Genomic DNA, 15,408 nt, shown 5'->3' with positions numbered 1-15,408 from the left:
ATCACGTCTCCGTGCCCTGGCGTTGAAACGCATCTCGACCATTGGAGGTGTAACCCCTTACCCACCCTCGTTGTCGTAGATCTGCACGTGGTGATGCGATGTGCCTCGTGCTCTGTCACCTGTACGCATTTCTGGGCTGCGATGTGATGTGGGAATTGAACCCATTGCACTGCCCTCCGTGCGACTGGAACGGTTTGGAGCCGTTTGAGGTTTGTGCACGCCTCCGCGACAACTACCTGCTACACCATGCCGCTGTCAGTCCAGCAGCTCGATCTCCCAGTTCGCCTTCTGAATCCGGACGTCAAGCTCGCGCAACTCCTGCGCAGCCTGATCTGCCTGCGACCGCAGGTCACCAACGAACAAGGCGGACAACATCTTCAGCTCCGAGCGCAGCTGCCGCGAGTGGCCGTACTGGTTGGCGCCCGCCCCCGCGGCCGCATCCGCCGCCGTGCTCAGGACGTGGTACCGCAGCCGCAGCGCGTCACGCCGGCCGAGCGCGTCGGTCAGCGTGCCGTCGAGCCCGGCCGAGCTGGCCGCGTTGGTCCGATTGATCCGCCGGATCAGGGATCCGTAATCGCCCAGCGCGCTGTCGATCTCGACGAGTAGCGCTGCGGCGTCCTCAGCGGGCTCTTCACCCTCCTGGAACCGGGCGTTACCCACGACGCGCACACGCAGCTGCTCCATGCGACGAACTGCGTTCGCGCAACGACAAAGCTTCCGCCAATTTCATGATTCACCTCGCTTCTGGCGACACCGGTCAAGCAGAATCTTCCTTGGCCCGAACCATGATGAGCGGAATGCAGTTGTCCCGCAACGCATTTTCAGCGGCGAGCCCGCGGGAACCCGTCAGCGCTGAGCGACGACAAACGACAATACGAGTATCGCCACCGCACCGAACACCGCCGCGAAGAATGCACCGCATGCCGCATCGTCAAACCGTGGCCGCACCGTCGCGGCCAGCACCGCCACTGCGGCGACGAACAGCGCGCCGACGGGCGCGAAGAGCCAGTAGAACATCAAGGGTGCGAGCGACATCGCGAACAGCCCGAGGAGATAACCACCGAGGAGATACCGCGGATCGACCTTCCGCTCGGTGAGTGGGTCGAGCAAGCTCTCATGCTCGAAGGACATGCGTACCCCCTCCAGACGCCGGCGAGCCGCCGCTCACCGCCCTATCGCCACTATCGCGACGGCCTGCAGGTACAGCAGTCCGACCACGAACCAACCGCTCACGGGTGCCACCACCAGCGCGACGGCCACCGTGCGCGATACCCGCGCAGGGGGCAGCACTACGGCAGCCACCAGGCATAACAATGAAATAACAACCGCAACAGGCAATTTCATTCCACCACCCCCGCCCATATACGCGTCATCGCTCGACACGCTCACCGCGTCGACGGCCAGCAGCCCCCAACCGATGCCCCCGACGACCGCACCGGCGAGCACGCCGCGGGTCCAGTTCCTACCAGTCAAACGTTCCCTCGATCCGGTGCACTCATATCCCCCGTCGCCGGCACGCCCCCGGCCAACCCGTACTGCAGGTACACAATTCCCGCCGGACTCGACACCGCAGGCGCGAGCAGCGTCAGATTCGACGGCACCGCGCCGCCGTCGAACACCTTCTTGCCGACCCCCAAGACCACAGGATGCACCCAAAGGTCGATGCGATCAAATAGTTTTTCGCGCAACAAGGTCTGTACGAAATTCAAACTTCCGACCACTTTGACGTGCTCGTGCCGCTCGCGGATCGCACGCACTTCGGCCACCAAATCGGCGCCGATCTGCGTCGATCCGGACCACGACAGGTCGGGCTCGCCGCGGGAGGCGACGTACTTGGGGATGCGATTGAACATGTCGGCGAATTCGTCGTCCTGGTGCGGCCAGTAGCCCGCGAAGATGTCGTACGTCCGCCGGCCGAGCAGTAACGCGTCGGTGCCTTCGTACGCAGCGCCGACCTGCTCCCCCGACACCTCGTCGATCAGCGGCGCCTGCCATCCTTCGAATGGAAACCCGCCGTCGGAGTCCTCTCCTGGCCCGCCGGGCGCCTGCCCGACGAGGTCGAGAGTGGCGAACAACGCGAGGTGGATCTGGCCCATTTCTAGCTCCTGACAAGTCGATGGTGTCTGTTGGTGAGGTAGACCATCGGACTCCGCGAAACTCATCGGAGCTACCGGCTACTTCCCGGACAGCACCCGGTACTGTGCCGAAATCTGTTGGTCCACAGCGGTTTCGTCATCGGCGAAGACCTGGAACACAAAACGGTCGGTGCGTGCGAGGCAGCTGTAGTGCCACCCCAGGATGCGCCATGTCACGGTTGCGTCCGGTTGCGCATAGTCGTGAAGATGCTCGAAACACTGCGCGCCGGGGAACCCCGGCACCGGGCCGGCCAGCTGCACGTCCGGATTCTTCATGATCAAGGCGCTGGTGGAGTCCAGCAGCTGCGCTGCCGAATCCGCATTGGGTGCCTGGTAGACCCTGCCCCACCGCTGCGTCACCCATTGGACGCCGGCGCGCTCGAACTGGGTAGTCATGCTCACCGGATCGGATTCGAAATGCAGCCACGCCCGCGGTCGCCAAGTCCCGATCAGTACTCCCTGCTGCCGATCTGGAGTGGTGATGGTCTTCGACAGCAACTGGTCGTCGCTCGGATCTTTGGGCAGGTCAGCGAGTTTCGCCTGTTCGGTCGGCACGAAACTCTTGATCAGCGATTGCTGCCTGCCGAGCAGGTCGGACGTCAGCAGCTGAGCCCGCAGCGGCGCCTTGGTCAACTTGGTGGCTTTCGCGCTCACGAATTGATACAGCACGAAACGTCCCTGCGCCGTGTACGCCGCGACGCCACTGGCCCCGGTGCCGTAATCCACGCCGACCGCCGGCACCGTGCCCGTGCCGACCGAGATCTGGACCGGATATGGCTGGAACGGAGTGGCCACGACGGGGCCGAACTGCGCGGTGAACTCGCCCGCGGCCGCCGCGGCCTGGGCATCATCGGGGAACATCAGGACCGCGTTCTGGATTTCCAGGTCAGAGTCCCGTGTCCCAGATGACCGGTACGACCCGAACCCGGCGGCCAGGTTGTGCGCCCTGGCAATGCCCTGCATCACATTGTCCTTGGACACCCCGAGGATGTTGTCGACGCCGAACTCCGACGTCATGGTGCCGGTCCCGATGGCGCCGGGCTTGGTCACCGACGCGTCGATTTCCCAAGGCCCGACGACGTATTCGGCCATGCGGGTCGATTCGACGATCGACTGCGTGAGCGGATTGGGCCCGGCGCTGAAGAACGGCGTGCTCGGCTTGATCTGGTAGTTACCGGTCCTCAGCTGGCTGACGTCCGGTTCGGGGTCGCTCAGCGAGCCCCCGAACCGCGAGGTGCCCGTGATGGTCGTCGAGCAGCTCGCCACCACGCACGCACACGTCGCCACGGCGAGTGCCAGCTTCCGGATCCCCACGATCCAACACTAACCGTGGCCGAGGCGCGCCAGCACTGATCGCACGGACTCCGCTACCGCCTCGTTGAACGGCCCGGCGTCGCGCCGCAGCGTGCGCGTACGGACCAACACCGTGAGCATGACCCGCTCGCGTTTGGGTCCGATGAGCATGCCGGCGTCGTTGGTCGACCCGTAGTCACCGCTGCCGGTCTTGTCCGCGCTGGTCCATCCCGCGGGCAGCCCCGCGCGAAAACGCCTGGTCGACGTGGTGGTGTCGCTCATCCACCGTTGCAGCTGAAACTGGCTCGCGCCGGACAACGCGTCGCCGACGAGAATCGCACGGTATCCGCCGCACAGGGCCCGTGGTGTGGTGGTGTCGCGGAGGTCGCCGGGAGCCGCGTCGTTGAGGTCCGGTTCCCAGCGATCCAGTCGCGTCTGCGAATCACCGATCGAACGGGCGAAATTCGTCAACGCGGGCGGCCCGCCGATGGTCCGCAACATGATGTTGCCTGCGGCGTTGTCGCTCTGGGTCAGGGCCGCGGCACAAATCTCCCGCAACTCCATCCGCGCCCCCACCGCCTGGCCCAGCACCGGCGAGTTGACCACGATGTCCGCAGCGGTAATGGGCACCATGGCATCGAGATTCACCTGGCCTGCCTTGGCCATCTGCAAGATGCGTGCCGCCGCATACGCTTTGAAGGTCGAGCAGATCGCGAACCGCTCGTCGGGACGGTGCTCGACCGTCGCCGAAGACTCCAGATCAACTGCGTAGACGCCGATTATCGCCTGATAGCGATCTTCCAAATCCGCGAAGCTGGTCGGCTCGTCCGCCTGGGCGGGCCGGCACCCGGCCAGCACACCCGTCGCGGCCAACCCGACGATGAAATCCCGTCGGCTCAGCGATACCCCCACGCATCCCAGCCAACCATGCATCGGCGCGCTACGCCAAACGACATTTATCGGGATCGCCCTTGGGCCGCACCAACAGCGCGGCGACCAGGAAGCACAAGGCTCCGACGAAGGTCCCGAAATTGGCCAGCCACTCGTCGACCGTCACACCGGTCGTGCGGACGAACGCCGCCAGCGCCGAGACCTCGAATGCGACACAGCCCATCAGGTTGATCCAGGATGCCTGCCAGTCAACGGATTTCGGTGACCACAGGCCGACGACGAGGACGGCCAGCAGGCCACTGAGGAGAAACGCCAGCGAGCCGGCTGCGTCGGGCGCCCAGACGTAGCGACGCTCGGCGAGCACGGCGTGCGCCCACACGGACGCGCCGGTGCTGACGTTGAACAACACGGTGCCCATGAATTGGATTGCCGCCGACCACCATTGGATCCCCGGGGGCGCCAGCACGTATTGCATCAGCGCCGCCGTGGTGAAGAACCACGATCCGACGAAGCACAACACGTTCGCCGCACCGGCCCCGGCCGCCGAGGGGAACCCCGGAACCGTGGCCAGCGCGAAGAACGTCGAGCCGATGGCGAACAGCCTGGTGAGGGTGGCGAGGCCGGTCATGCCGATCACGGCACTAAAGGAAGCTGCGGATCCGCTCGCCGGTCTCCGACGTCGAGAGTTTGGCGTCGCCGCGCGTCGAAAGATGCTCGGCCACAGCCTTGTCGACGCGGGCCGCGGCTTCGGTCTCGCCGAGGTGAGTCAGCAGCAGCGCCACGCTCACGATGGCGGCAGTCGGGTCGGCAAGACCCTGACCGGCGATATCGGGCGCGCTACCGTGCACCGGCTCGAACATCGACGGGTTGGTGCCCGTCGCGTCGATGTTGCCCGATGCCGCCAGGCCAATGCCGCCGGAGACGGCCGCGGCCAGGTCTGTGATGATGTCGCCGAACAGGTTGTCGGTGACGATCACGTCGAACCGGCCCGGGTCGGTCACCATATAGATGGTTGCCGCATCCACGTGCATGTACGCGGTCTCGACATCCGGGTACTCGGTGGCGATCTCGTCGAGCGTGCGCGTCCACAGCGAGCCGGCGAAGGCCAGCACGTTGTTCTTGTGCACCAAGGTCAGGTGCTTGCGCCGGGTCCGTGCTTTTTCAAAGGCGTAGCGCACCACGCGCTCGACGCCGAACCGCGTGTTGGTGGACACCTCGGTGGCCACCTCGTGCGGGGTGCCGACACGGATGGCGCCGCCGGTGCCGGTGTACGGCCCCTCGGTGCCCTCGCGCACGACGACGAAGTCGATGTCCGGGTTGCCGGCCAGCGGGCTGTCGACGCCCGCGAACAACCGCGACGGCCGCAGGTTCACGTGGTGATCCAGGGCGAACCGCATGGTCAGCAGTAGGCCGCGCTCGAGCACGCCGCTGGGCACCGACGGATCGCCGATGGCGCCCAACAGGATTGCGTCGTGCGTCTTGAGCTCGTCGACCATGCCGTCGGGCAGCGTCTCGCCGGTCTCGTGATAGCGCTTGGCACCCACGTTGTACTCGGTGCGCTCGACACCCGGCAGCACGACGTCGAGGACCTTCAGTGCCTCGCCGATGACCTCGGGGCCGATGCCGTCACCGGCGATGACGGCGAGCTTCACGACAGGTCCACCAGTTCCAGCGTGGTCGCGCCGACGGCGTCGCCGATCGCGCCGAGCACGTCGGCGGGCACCTCGCGGTCCAGCCGCAGCATGACCGTCGCGCCCGAACCGTCGGAATCCTGCGACATCTGGGCGGCCAGGATGTTGACGTCGGCCCCACCGAGGAGGGTGCCGATCTTGCCGAGCGCGCCCGGCTGGTCACCGTAGTTGAGGATCAGGTTGACGCCCTCGGCACGCAGGTCCAGGTTGCGGCCGTTGATCTGCACGACCTTCTCGACCAGCTGCGGGCCGCTCAGGGTGCCCGACACGTTGAAGACCGAACCGTCCGCGGCCACGGCGCGCACGTCGACGACGCTGCGGTGGTTGGGGCTCTCGGACTCCGTGGTGAGGGCGGCCTCGACGCCGCGCTCGGCGGCCAGCGCCGGCGCGTTGACGAACGTCACCTGGTCCTCGATGACGGCCGAGAACAGGCCGCGCATCGCCGAAAGCTTCAGAATCTCAACGTCTTCCGACGCCAGCTCGCCGAGCACCTCCACGTTCAGCGAAGCCGGCAGCGCCGGTGCCAGGGCACCGACCAGCAGACCGAGCTTGCGCACCAGGTCGAGCCACGGCGCGACCTCTTCGCCGACGACACCGCCGCCGACGTTGACGGCGTCCGGCACGAACTCGCCGGCCAGCGCCAGCTTCACGCTCGCGGCGACGTCGGTGCCCGCGCGGTCCTGGGCCTCTTCGGTGGAGGCGCCCAGGTGCGGGGTGACGACGACCTGCGGCAGCTCGAACAGCGGGCTGTCGGTGCAGGGCTCGGTGGCGAACACGTCGAGACCGGCGCCACGGACGTGGCCGCTGGTGATCGCGTCGGCCAGGGCCTGCTCGTCGATCAGGCCACCGCGGGCCGCGTTGACGATGATGACGCCCGGCTTGGTCTTGGCCAGCGCGTCCTTGTTGATCAGGCCGGCGGTTTCCTTGGTCTTGGGCAGGTGCACCGAGATGAAATCAGCGCGACCCAAAAGCTCATCGAGCGTCAGCAGCTCGATGCCGAGCTGGGCGGCACGGGCCTGCGACACGTAGGGGTCGTAGGCGACGATATGCGCGCCGAACGCGGCCAGACGCTGCGCGACGAGCTGGCCGATGCGGCCCATGCCCACGACGCCGACGGTCTTGCCGAAGATCTCGGTACCCGAGAACTTGGAGCGCTTCCAGGTGTGCTCGCGCAGCGTGGCGTCGGCGGCCGGAATCTGGCGGGCCGTCGAGAGCAGCAATGCCAGCGCGTGCTCGGCGGCGCTGTGGATGTTCGAGGTCGGGGCATTCACGACCAGCACGCCACGCGCGGTGGCGGCGTCGACGTCGACGTTGTCCAGGCCGACGCCGGCGCGGGCGACGATCTTGAGCTTGGGCGCCGCGGCCAGCACCTCGGCGTCCACGGTGGTAGCCGAGCGCACCAGCAGGGCGTCGGCGTCCGGCACGGCGGCCAGCAGCTTTTCGCGGTCGGGTCCGTCGACCCAACGGACCTCTACCTGGTCGCCGAGGGCGGCGACGGTCGATTCGGCGAGTTTGTCAGCGATGAGTACGACAGGAAGGCTCACGCGCACAGACTAGTGGGCGGCATGGCCGCGCTACCAATCGCGGTTGCCTTGATCTGGGTTGTCGTCGGCCGTCACTACCATCGAGTGGTGGACGTCACCGTGGTCGGTAGTGGGCCCAACGGACTGGCCGCGGCCGTCATCTGCGCGCGAGCGGGGCTGTCGGTCCGGGTCATCGAAGGCCAGCCGACGCCCGGCGGCGGTGCGCGCAGCGCCCCCGACCCGGAATATCCAGGCGTTCTGCACGACATTTGTTCGGCGGTGCATCCGCTGGGTGTGGCGTCGCCGTTCTTCGCGGAGTTCGACCTGGCCGCGCGCGGTGTGCAGATGGTGACGCCGGAGATCTCGTACGCCAATCCCCTGCCCGCCGGGGCGAGCGAAGCGACGGGAAAGGTCTCTGGACGTGCCGCGATCGGATACCGCTCGCTCGAGCGCACCTGCGCGGAGCTGACGCACGGCTCGTCGTGGCGCCGGCTGCTGGGCCCGTTGGTCGAGCACGTCGACGGCGTCCTCGGTTTCTTCCTCGGTGACAAGCGTTCGTTGCCGCCGGACCTGCCGAGCACCGTTCGCGCGGGACTGCGGGTGCTCACTCAGGGCAGCCCGGCGTGGGGCCTGCTGCGCGGCGACGACGCCCAGGCGCTGTTCACCGGCGTGGGCACGCACGCCATCCACCCGATTCCGTCGCCCGTCAACAGCGGCGCGGGCATCATGCTCAGCACCGTCGCGCACACGGCGGGCTGGCCCGTCCCCGTCGGCGGCACCCAGACCATCACCGATGCGCTGATCGCCGACCTGCGGGCGCACGGCGGCGAGCTGATCACCGGCTCGCCCGTGACGAGCCCGCCCGACGGCGTCGTCATCTACGACACCTCACCGACCGCACTGCTCGACATCTACGGACCGGCCGTTCCGAGCCGCTACGCAAAAGCGCTGCGCCGCTACAAGTTCGGCCCCGGCGTGTGCAAGATCGACTTCGTGCTGTCGGGCGAAATCCCCTGGCGTGACCCGCGGATGGCGTCGTCACCCACCGTCCACCTCGGCGGCACCCGGGCTCAGATGGCGCACGCCGAACGCGAGATCTGGCGAGGCCGTCATGCCGACCACCCCATGACCTTGGCCTCCCTGCCCCACCTCGCCGACCCGTCGCGCATCGATGCCCAGGGGCGCCGGCCACTGTGGACGTACTGCCACGTCCCCGCGGGCTCGACCGTCGACCAGACCGAGACGGTCATCGGGTTATTCGAAGACGCCGCACCGGGTTTCCGCGATCTCGTGCTGGCGGCCCGCGCGGTGCCGGCGGCCGCGATGTCGCAGCACAACGCCAACTATGTCGGCGGCGACATCATCGTCGGCGGCGCGACGCTCAAGGCCGCGATGATCGGACCGACGCTGCGGGCCGATCCGTGGACCACCCCGATCCCCAAGGCCTATCTATGCTCGTCGGCCACCCCGCCGGGTACCGGAGTCCACGGCATGGCGGGTCTCTATGCCGCGCGCACCGTGCTGCGTCGTGAATTCGGGGTGAAGACGCTGCCGTCGCTGGCGCCATAGTGTTGGCTTGGCTCATGGCCAAGCTTTCTGTGATCTATTACTCCGCAACGGGGCACGGCACTTCCATGGCGCAGCGGGTCGCGAGCACCGCCGAATCGTTGGGCGCCGAGGTGCGGCTGCGGCCCGTCGCCGAGACCGCCGCTCCCGAGTCGTTCGCCCACAACTCGGCGTGGACCGCGAATTACGAAGCGACCAAAGACCTTCCGGCCGCCACCGGAGACGACATCGTCTGGGCCGACGCGGTGATCTTCGGCTCGCCGACCCGATTCGGCTCGGTCGCATCGCAGCTGCGGGGATTCCTGGACTCCCTCGGCGGGCTGTGGTCGAAGGGCGAGCTGGCAGACAAGGTGTACGCCGGGTTCACCTCGACCAACACCGCGCACGGCGGGCAGGAGACGACGCTGCTGTCGCTGTACATCACGCTGATGCACTGGGGCGGCATCATCGTCCCGCCCGGCTACACCGACCCACTCAAGTTCGCCGACGGCAATCCCTACGGCGTGAGTCTGCTGGCCAACCACGACAACATCCGCCAGTTCGACGACAACACCTACGCCGCGCTGGACCACCTGGCGCGCCGGGTGGTCTCGGTTGCGGACAAGCTGAGCGACTAGGCATTCGCAGGTCCGGCGTGTCGTGCGCTTCTGGCTCCGGCGCGTCGTCTCTCCTGCGGCACTTGCGATTTGAAGTCGGTCCGAGTGTGGGTAGACAGAGGTCAGTGAGAAATTGGCGTCGGAGCACCCGTCGAACCCGGCTTAGCGTGGATGGGTGATCTTCGGAGGCACGGCCCGCCTGGTCGGTTCGGTACCCAATGAGCGGTGGTTCGCGGTCGGCGATCGCCAGCTGTATCAGATGCGCCCGCCGTTGTGCGGCTATCACGTGGTCGCCGTCGAGCAGAGCATTTGGGCGATGCGGGCACAGTGCATCTACCCGGATGGACGTCTCGAACCACCCGAACCCGATGACCCGGTGTCGACCGAGATCTACGCGGTGGCGGGCGAAGGACTGGCGATCGACCGGACCCAGAAGCTGCCGGGCAGCGCGGACGGGCGCAACGTGACCCGCGCGCTGGCCGCCATCGGCTACGCCGTCTGCTGAAACGACGAAAGGCCGGTTGCCGCACGCTGTTTCGCGTGCTGCAACCGGCCTTTCGGCAACTGACTAAGCGGTCTCGGTGATCGGCCGGTCGACCCAGCTCATCAGGTCGCGCAGCTTCTTGCCGGTGACCTCGATGGGGTGCTCGGCGTTGGCCTTGCGCAGACCCTCGAGCTCCTTGTTGCCGCCCTCGACGTTGGCGACCAGGCGCTTGACGAAGGTGCCGTCCTGGATGTCCTTCAGGATGGCGCGCATGCGCTCCTTGGTGTCGGCGTCGATGACGCGCGGACCGGACAGGTAGCCACCGAACTCAGCGGTGTCGGACACCGAGTAGTTCATGCGGGCGATGCCACCCTCGTACATCAGGTCGACGATCAGCTTCAGTTCGTGCAGCACCTCGAAGTAGGCCATCTCCGGCGCGTAACCGGCCTCGACCATGACCTCGAAACCGGCCTTCACCAGTTCCTCGGTACCGCCACAGAGCACGGCCTGCTCACCGAACAGGTCGGTCTCGGTCTCTTCCTTGAAGTCCGTCTTGATGACGCCGGCGCGGGTGCCACCGATGCCCTTGGCGTAGGACAGCGCCAGTGCCTGACCCTCACCCTTGGGGTCCTGGTGCACGGCGATCAGCGCGGGCACACCCTTGCCGTCGACGAACTGACGACGCACCAGGTGACCCGGGCCCTTCGGGGCCACCATGCCGATGGTCACGTTGGCCGGGGGCTTGATCAGGCCGAAGTGGATGTTGAGGCCGTGGCCGAAGAACAGCGCGTTGCCGTCTTCCAGGTTCGGCTCGATGTCGTTGGTGAAGATCTCGGCCTGCGCGGTGTCGGGCGCCAGCAGCATGATGACGTCGGCCCACTTGGCGACCTCGGCCGGGGTGTCGACCTCGAGGCCCTGCTCGGTGACCTTCTCGCGGGACTTCGAGCCCTCCTTCAGACCGACCTTGACCTGCACACCCGAGTCGCGCAGCGAAAGCGAATGCGCGTGTCCCTGGCTGCCGTAGCCGATGACCGCGACCTTGCGCCCCTGGATGATCGACAGGTCCGCATCGTCGTCGTAGAACATCTCAACTGCCACTTGCTTTTCCTTACCCTTGTTTCTCTTGTTCGAAGATCTGTTGTTCGAGTTTGCTTTGGTGTCCAGCTCGGTTACTTGGCCGCGCCGATGCCACGCGGACCGCGCGCCAACGAAACCACACCGGACTGCACCAGCTCGCGAATACCATACGGCTCCAGCACTCGCAGCAATGCGTCGAGCTTCTCCTGGGTGCCGGTGGCCTCCACGGTCAGCGATTCGGTCGACACGTCGACGACCTTCGCGCGGAACAGGTTGACGGCCTCGATCACCTGTCCACGGGTGGTGGCGTCGGCCCGCACCTTGATCAGCGCCAGCTCGCGGGAGACGGAGTTGTCCGGCTCCTGCTCGACGATCTTGATCACGTTGATCAGCTTGTTGAGCTGCTTGGTGATCTGCTCCAGCGGCAGCTGTTCCTCGACCGAGACCACGATCGTCATGCGGGACATGTTCTTCTGCTCGGTCGCTCCGACCGCGAGCGACTGGATGTTGAAGCCGCGCCGGGAGAACAGCGCCGCCACGCGGGCGAGCACACCGGGCGTGTCCTCGACCAGGACCGACAACGTATGCGTAGTAGTCACGCCTGGGCTCCTTGGTTCTTCGCGCAAGCGCTCATCACTACACCTGATCCTCGTTGTCGAACAGCGGACGGATATCGCGCGCCGCCATGATCTCGTCATTGCTGGTGCCGGCGGCGACCATCGGCCACACCTGCGCGTCGGCCCCGACGATGAAGTCGATGACGACGGGGCGGTCGTTGATCTCGCGGGCCTGCCGGATGACGTCCTCGACGTCCTCGGCACGCTCGCAACGCAGACCGGCGCAACCCAGCGCCTCGGCCAGCATCACGAAGTCCGGGATGCGGTGCGAGTGCGTCGACAGGTTGGTCTGGCTGTAACGCTCGTCGTAGAACAGCGTCTGCCACTGCCGCACCATGCCCAGGTTGCCGTTGTTGATCAGCGCGACCTTGATCGGCGCCCCTTCGAGGGCGCAGGTGGCCAGCTCCTGGTTGGTCATCTGGAAGCAGCCGTCACCGTCGATGGCCCACACCTCGGCCTCGGGGCGGGCGAACTTGGCGCCCATCGCGGCCGGGATGGAGAAGCCCATGGTGCCGAGACCACCCGAGTTCAGCCAGGTCTTCGGGTTCTCGTACTTGATGAACTGCGCGGCCCACATCTGGTGCTGACCGACGCCCGCCACGTACAGGGCGTCCGGCCCGGCGATCTGGCCCAGCTTCTCGATGACGTACTCCGGCGAGAGGCTGCCGTCGCTCTGCGGGCCGTAGCTCAGCGGATAGGTCTCCTTGATGCCGCTCAGGTAGGTCCACCAGTCGGCCAGGTCGAGCGTGTCGGCGGCAACACCGTCACGGCGCAGCGCCGCGAGCAGGTCGATGATGACGTTCTTGATGTCACCGACGATCGGCACGTCGGCGTGGCGGTTCTTGCCGATCTCGGCGGGGTCGATGTCCGCGTGGATCACCTTGGCGTCGGGCGCGAACGACGACAGCTGGCCGGTGACCCGGTCGTCGAAGCGGGTGCCGAGGGCGATCAGCAGGTCGCTCTTCTGCAGCGCCGCCACGGCCGACACCGTGCCGTGCATGCCCGGCATACCCATGTGCTGCGGGTGGCTGTCGGGGAACGCGCCGCGCGCCATCAGCGTGGTGACGACGGGGATGCCGGTCAGCTCGGCGAGTTCCAGCAGTTCCGCGGACGCCTCGCCGCGGATCACGCCACCGCCGACGTACAGCACAGGCTTGTGCGACGCGGCGATCAGCTTGGCGGCCTCGCGCACCTGGCGGCTGTGCGGCTTGGTGTTCGGCTTGTAGCCGGGCAGGTCGATGACCGGCGGCCAGCTGAAGGTGCACTGACCCTGCAGGACGTCCTTCGGGATGTCGACGAGGACGGCGCCGGGACGGCCGGAAGCCGCGATGTGGAACGCCTCGGCGATGACCTTGGCGATGTCGTCACCGTTGCGGACCAGGAAGTTGTGCTTCGTGATCGGCATGGTGATGCCGGAGATGTCGGCTTCCTGGAAGGCGTCGGTGCCGATCAGCCCGCGTCCGACCTGGCCCGTGATCGCGACCACCGGGATCGAGTCCATCTGGGCGTCGGCCAGCGGCGTGACCAGGTTGGTGGCGCCCGGACCCGAGGTGGCCATCATCACGCCGACCTTGCCGGTGGCGTGCGCGTAGCCCGATGCGGCGTGGCCGGCACCCTGCTCGTGCCGCACGAGGACGTGGCGGACCTTCTTCGAGTCGAACAGCGGGTCATAGACCGGCAGCACGGCACCACCGGGGATGCCGAAGATGGTGTCGACGTCGAGTTCCTCGAGCGACCGGACGACGGCCTGAGCACCGGTCATCTGTTCTGGGGCAACGGCTTTGGAAGAACCGTTGGCCGTACCACTGAGGCCACTGGTGCCGTGGGCCTGCTGCGTCGACTCTGGCGGTCGCGTGGTGGGTGCGCTCACTCTTGTCCTCTTGATCTCGTTGCGGTTTTCGGCGTTCTCGGGCAAACAAAAAACCCCCGTCAGCGTGGGTGGCTGTACGAGGGTTGCGCGTCGATGCTTGTAGTCGGCTTAGTCAGCCTGGTCACGCACCAACGCGCCCAGTTACTACAAGCAATCCCGAGTTCTGCATAAGCAAGGACGGTAGTCCCCACTGCGCGCGCAGGTCAAATCAGTTCCCTTGGCGGACACACCCGGCAACCGGCGCACCGAGCGCCTGGGAAGATGACTGATGTGAGCCGCCGAACCTCTTCGACCGCAGCCCAACCCGTCGTGATCAAGATCCCGGGGGTCGCCCATCTGGCGGTCGGGTTCTTCGCCATCGGCTTGCTGGCCCTGGTGTTCGCCGGGCCGGCGTGGTGCGCGGTGCTGCTCGTCATCCCGATTCTGTTGTCGGCGATGGTGATTCGCTACCGCACGGTGGCCGACAAGAAAGGCGTCACCGCGCGGTCGCTGCTCGGCAGCCGGACGGTGACGTGGCAGGACATCAAGGGACTTCGTTTCGACCGCTCCAAGTGGGCCAAGGCCGAATTGACCGACGGCACCGACCTGCGACTGCCGGGTGTGACGTTCGCGTCATTGCCGGTGCTGACCGCCGCCAGCGGCGGCGTCGTGCCCAACCCGTACAACGAGTGAACCGGCCCCGCTCGGCATCGATCGAGCGGACCCGCTCAGTGCAGCGGGTTTGAGCCGTTCAGCAGCAGCCACGCGCCGATGCCGGCGCCGACACCGATCAGCAGGCAGACGAACGAACCGATGAAGGGGCGTCGGGCCCAACCGCGTCCGGCGTCGAAGCCGTAGAGCCCCGGTCCCGTCAGCGTCAGCCCCGCGGCCAGCACGATCATGGTCACCAGATACTCGTGGCCCTCGGGCAGGAAATACGGGAAGTAGCCGTGCACGGGTTGTGCGGCCACCTCCACCGCGAGGGCGTTGACCAGGTAACCCAGGGCGACAGCGGCGGCCACCGGAGTGAACAGCCCCAGCACCAGCAGGACCCCGGCACCGATCTGCGCCCCGGTGGCGAGATAGGTCAGTATCCCGGCGTGCTTGAAGCCGGCAGCCGCCAGCGCGTGCTCATACCCGTTCAGGCCTTGGCCGCCCCACCACCCGAAGGCCTTCTGTAACCCGTGGACCACCAGCCACGCGCCGAGGCCGACGCGCAACACCATGAGCCCCAGGTCCTGGGTGCCGCGGCGCTTGGCCACGCGCACCCGGGCATCGGTCTCGGGGTCGGGCTCGATCTCGGCGGGCTCGACAGCTTGCTGCGAGTTGCGTTCCCGGGGTTGCACGTACGGCAGCGGCTCGGGTTCGTGCATGAGATCGAACGCCATCGCGGACGGCGTCGCCGACGGTGCAGCCGTCACCTCGGTCGCCTCGTCGGACGAATCGGTGTCGAATCGCGGGATGGCGGTGGTCGCGGCGGTCTCACCGCCGTCCGCACCACCACTGCCGCGGTAGGTCGTGATGGGCAGGTCGTCTTCGGGATCGACCAGGCGTGCCGACGCGGGCCTGGCGGCCGACTCGTCGGGCCGTTGCCATGCACGCGAGCCATGGGAAGTACTGGTCATAGTTGCCAGGGTAAGTGCAATTGCACTGCTGACCGTGGATTTGAGGGGCGGTTTGGGCGGC

General features: G+C 66.9%; 16 protein-coding genes and 1 pseudogene. 4 read left to right on the top strand and 13 right to left on the bottom strand.

The window, feature by feature from the left end:
* Positions 1-255 precede the first annotated feature (255 nt).
* The 9 genes and pseudogenes from ACWW1C_RS10235 to serA form a co-directional block, all read right to left on the bottom strand.
* Positions 256-730: pseudogene (locus ACWW1C_RS10235) on the bottom strand (DIP1984 family protein).
* A gap of 116 nt (positions 731-846) precedes the next feature.
* Positions 847-1,131, bottom strand: a complete 285-nt coding sequence (locus tag ACWW1C_RS10230) for a hypothetical protein (protein ID WP_455983327.1) — start codon at positions 1,129-1,131, stop codon at positions 847-849.
* Positions 1,132-1,164: 33 nt separating this feature from the next.
* Positions 1,165-1,473, bottom strand: a complete 309-nt coding sequence (locus ACWW1C_RS10225; protein ID WP_455983326.1) for a hypothetical protein — start codon at positions 1,471-1,473, stop codon at positions 1,165-1,167.
* On the bottom strand, positions 1,470-2,096 hold the full coding sequence (locus tag ACWW1C_RS10220) for a dihydrofolate reductase family protein (protein ID WP_455983325.1): 627 nt from the start codon (positions 2,094-2,096) through the stop codon (positions 1,470-1,472). Before ACWW1C_RS10220 ends, ACWW1C_RS10225 begins: the two co-directional genes overlap by 4 nt.
* Before the next feature lie 78 nt (positions 2,097-2,174).
* Entirely contained in the window at positions 2,175-3,449 is a 1,275-nt protein-coding gene (locus ACWW1C_RS10215) for a DUF7373 family lipoprotein (RefSeq protein ID WP_455983324.1), read from the bottom strand.
* A gap of 9 nt (positions 3,450-3,458) precedes the next feature.
* Complete coding sequence (bla, locus tag ACWW1C_RS10210) at positions 3,459-4,340, bottom strand: class A beta-lactamase (RefSeq protein ID WP_455983323.1); 882 nt, start codon at positions 4,338-4,340, stop codon at positions 3,459-3,461.
* A 28-nt stretch (positions 4,341-4,368) separates the two neighbouring features.
* Positions 4,369-4,947: a hypothetical protein gene (locus ACWW1C_RS10205; RefSeq protein WP_455983322.1), complete on the bottom strand. Its 579-nt coding sequence runs from the start codon at positions 4,945-4,947 to the stop codon at positions 4,369-4,371.
* Between the two features lie 13 nt (positions 4,948-4,960).
* Positions 4,961-5,971: a 3-isopropylmalate dehydrogenase gene (locus tag ACWW1C_RS10200; RefSeq protein ID WP_455983321.1), complete on the bottom strand. Its 1,011-nt coding sequence runs from the start codon at positions 5,969-5,971 to the stop codon at positions 4,961-4,963.
* Positions 5,968-7,554, bottom strand: coding sequence for a phosphoglycerate dehydrogenase (serA, locus tag ACWW1C_RS10195; RefSeq protein ID WP_455983320.1), 1,587 nt, complete (start codon positions 7,552-7,554; stop codon positions 5,968-5,970). The genes ACWW1C_RS10200 and serA overlap by 4 nt, the downstream gene beginning before the upstream one ends.
* Before the next feature lie 87 nt (positions 7,555-7,641).
* Here serA and ACWW1C_RS10190 point away from each other — a divergent pair, with 87 nt between their 5' ends.
* The 3 genes from ACWW1C_RS10190 to ACWW1C_RS10180 all read left to right on the top strand — a co-directional run bounded on the left by ACWW1C_RS10190 (position 7,642) and on the right by ACWW1C_RS10180 (position 10,200).
* Entirely contained in the window at positions 7,642-9,102 is a 1,461-nt protein-coding gene (locus ACWW1C_RS10190; protein WP_455983319.1) for a phytoene desaturase family protein, read from the top strand.
* Positions 9,103-9,116: 14 nt separating this feature from the next.
* On the top strand, positions 9,117-9,716 hold the full coding sequence (wrbA, locus tag ACWW1C_RS10185; RefSeq protein WP_455983318.1) for an NAD(P)H:quinone oxidoreductase: 600 nt from the start codon (positions 9,117-9,119) through the stop codon (positions 9,714-9,716).
* Between the two features lie 154 nt (positions 9,717-9,870).
* Positions 9,871-10,200, top strand: coding sequence for a hypothetical protein (locus ACWW1C_RS10180; protein ID WP_455983317.1), 330 nt, complete (start codon positions 9,871-9,873; stop codon positions 10,198-10,200).
* A 63-nt stretch (positions 10,201-10,263) separates the two neighbouring features.
* On the opposite strand, the gene ilvC is transcribed toward ACWW1C_RS10180, so the two are convergent.
* The 3 genes from ilvC to ACWW1C_RS10165 form a co-directional block, all read right to left on the bottom strand.
* Positions 10,264-11,265 (bottom strand): ketol-acid reductoisomerase, encoded by a 1,002-nt coding sequence (gene ilvC / locus ACWW1C_RS10175; protein ID WP_455984222.1) that lies wholly within the window; start codon positions 11,263-11,265, stop codon positions 10,264-10,266.
* A gap of 83 nt (positions 11,266-11,348) precedes the next feature.
* The gene (gene ilvN / locus ACWW1C_RS10170) at positions 11,349-11,855 is read right to left on the bottom strand and encodes an acetolactate synthase small subunit (protein WP_155899492.1); all 507 of its coding nucleotides are present in this window, start codon (positions 11,853-11,855) and stop codon (positions 11,349-11,351) included.
* 37 nt (positions 11,856-11,892) lie between these two features.
* Entirely contained in the window at positions 11,893-13,743 is a 1,851-nt protein-coding gene (locus tag ACWW1C_RS10165) for an acetolactate synthase large subunit (RefSeq protein WP_455983316.1), read from the bottom strand.
* 261 nt (positions 13,744-14,004) lie between these two features.
* On the opposite strand from ACWW1C_RS10165, the gene ACWW1C_RS10160 reads away from it, so the two are divergent.
* The gene (locus ACWW1C_RS10160) at positions 14,005-14,415 is read left to right on the top strand and encodes a PH domain-containing protein (protein ID WP_455983315.1); all 411 of its coding nucleotides are present in this window, start codon (positions 14,005-14,007) and stop codon (positions 14,413-14,415) included.
* Positions 14,416-14,450: 35 nt separating this feature from the next.
* On the opposite strand, the gene ACWW1C_RS10155 is transcribed toward ACWW1C_RS10160, so the two are convergent.
* Positions 14,451-15,347 (bottom strand): DoxX family protein, encoded by an 897-nt coding sequence (locus tag ACWW1C_RS10155; protein WP_455983314.1) that lies wholly within the window; start codon positions 15,345-15,347, stop codon positions 14,451-14,453.
* Positions 15,348-15,408 lie beyond the last annotated feature (61 nt).

The sequence above is a fragment of the Mycobacterium sp. HM-7 genome (assembly GCF_053852335.1).
The sequence above is the reverse complement of the archived record's forward strand: the minus strand, read 5'-3'. Positions and strand labels throughout refer to the sequence as shown.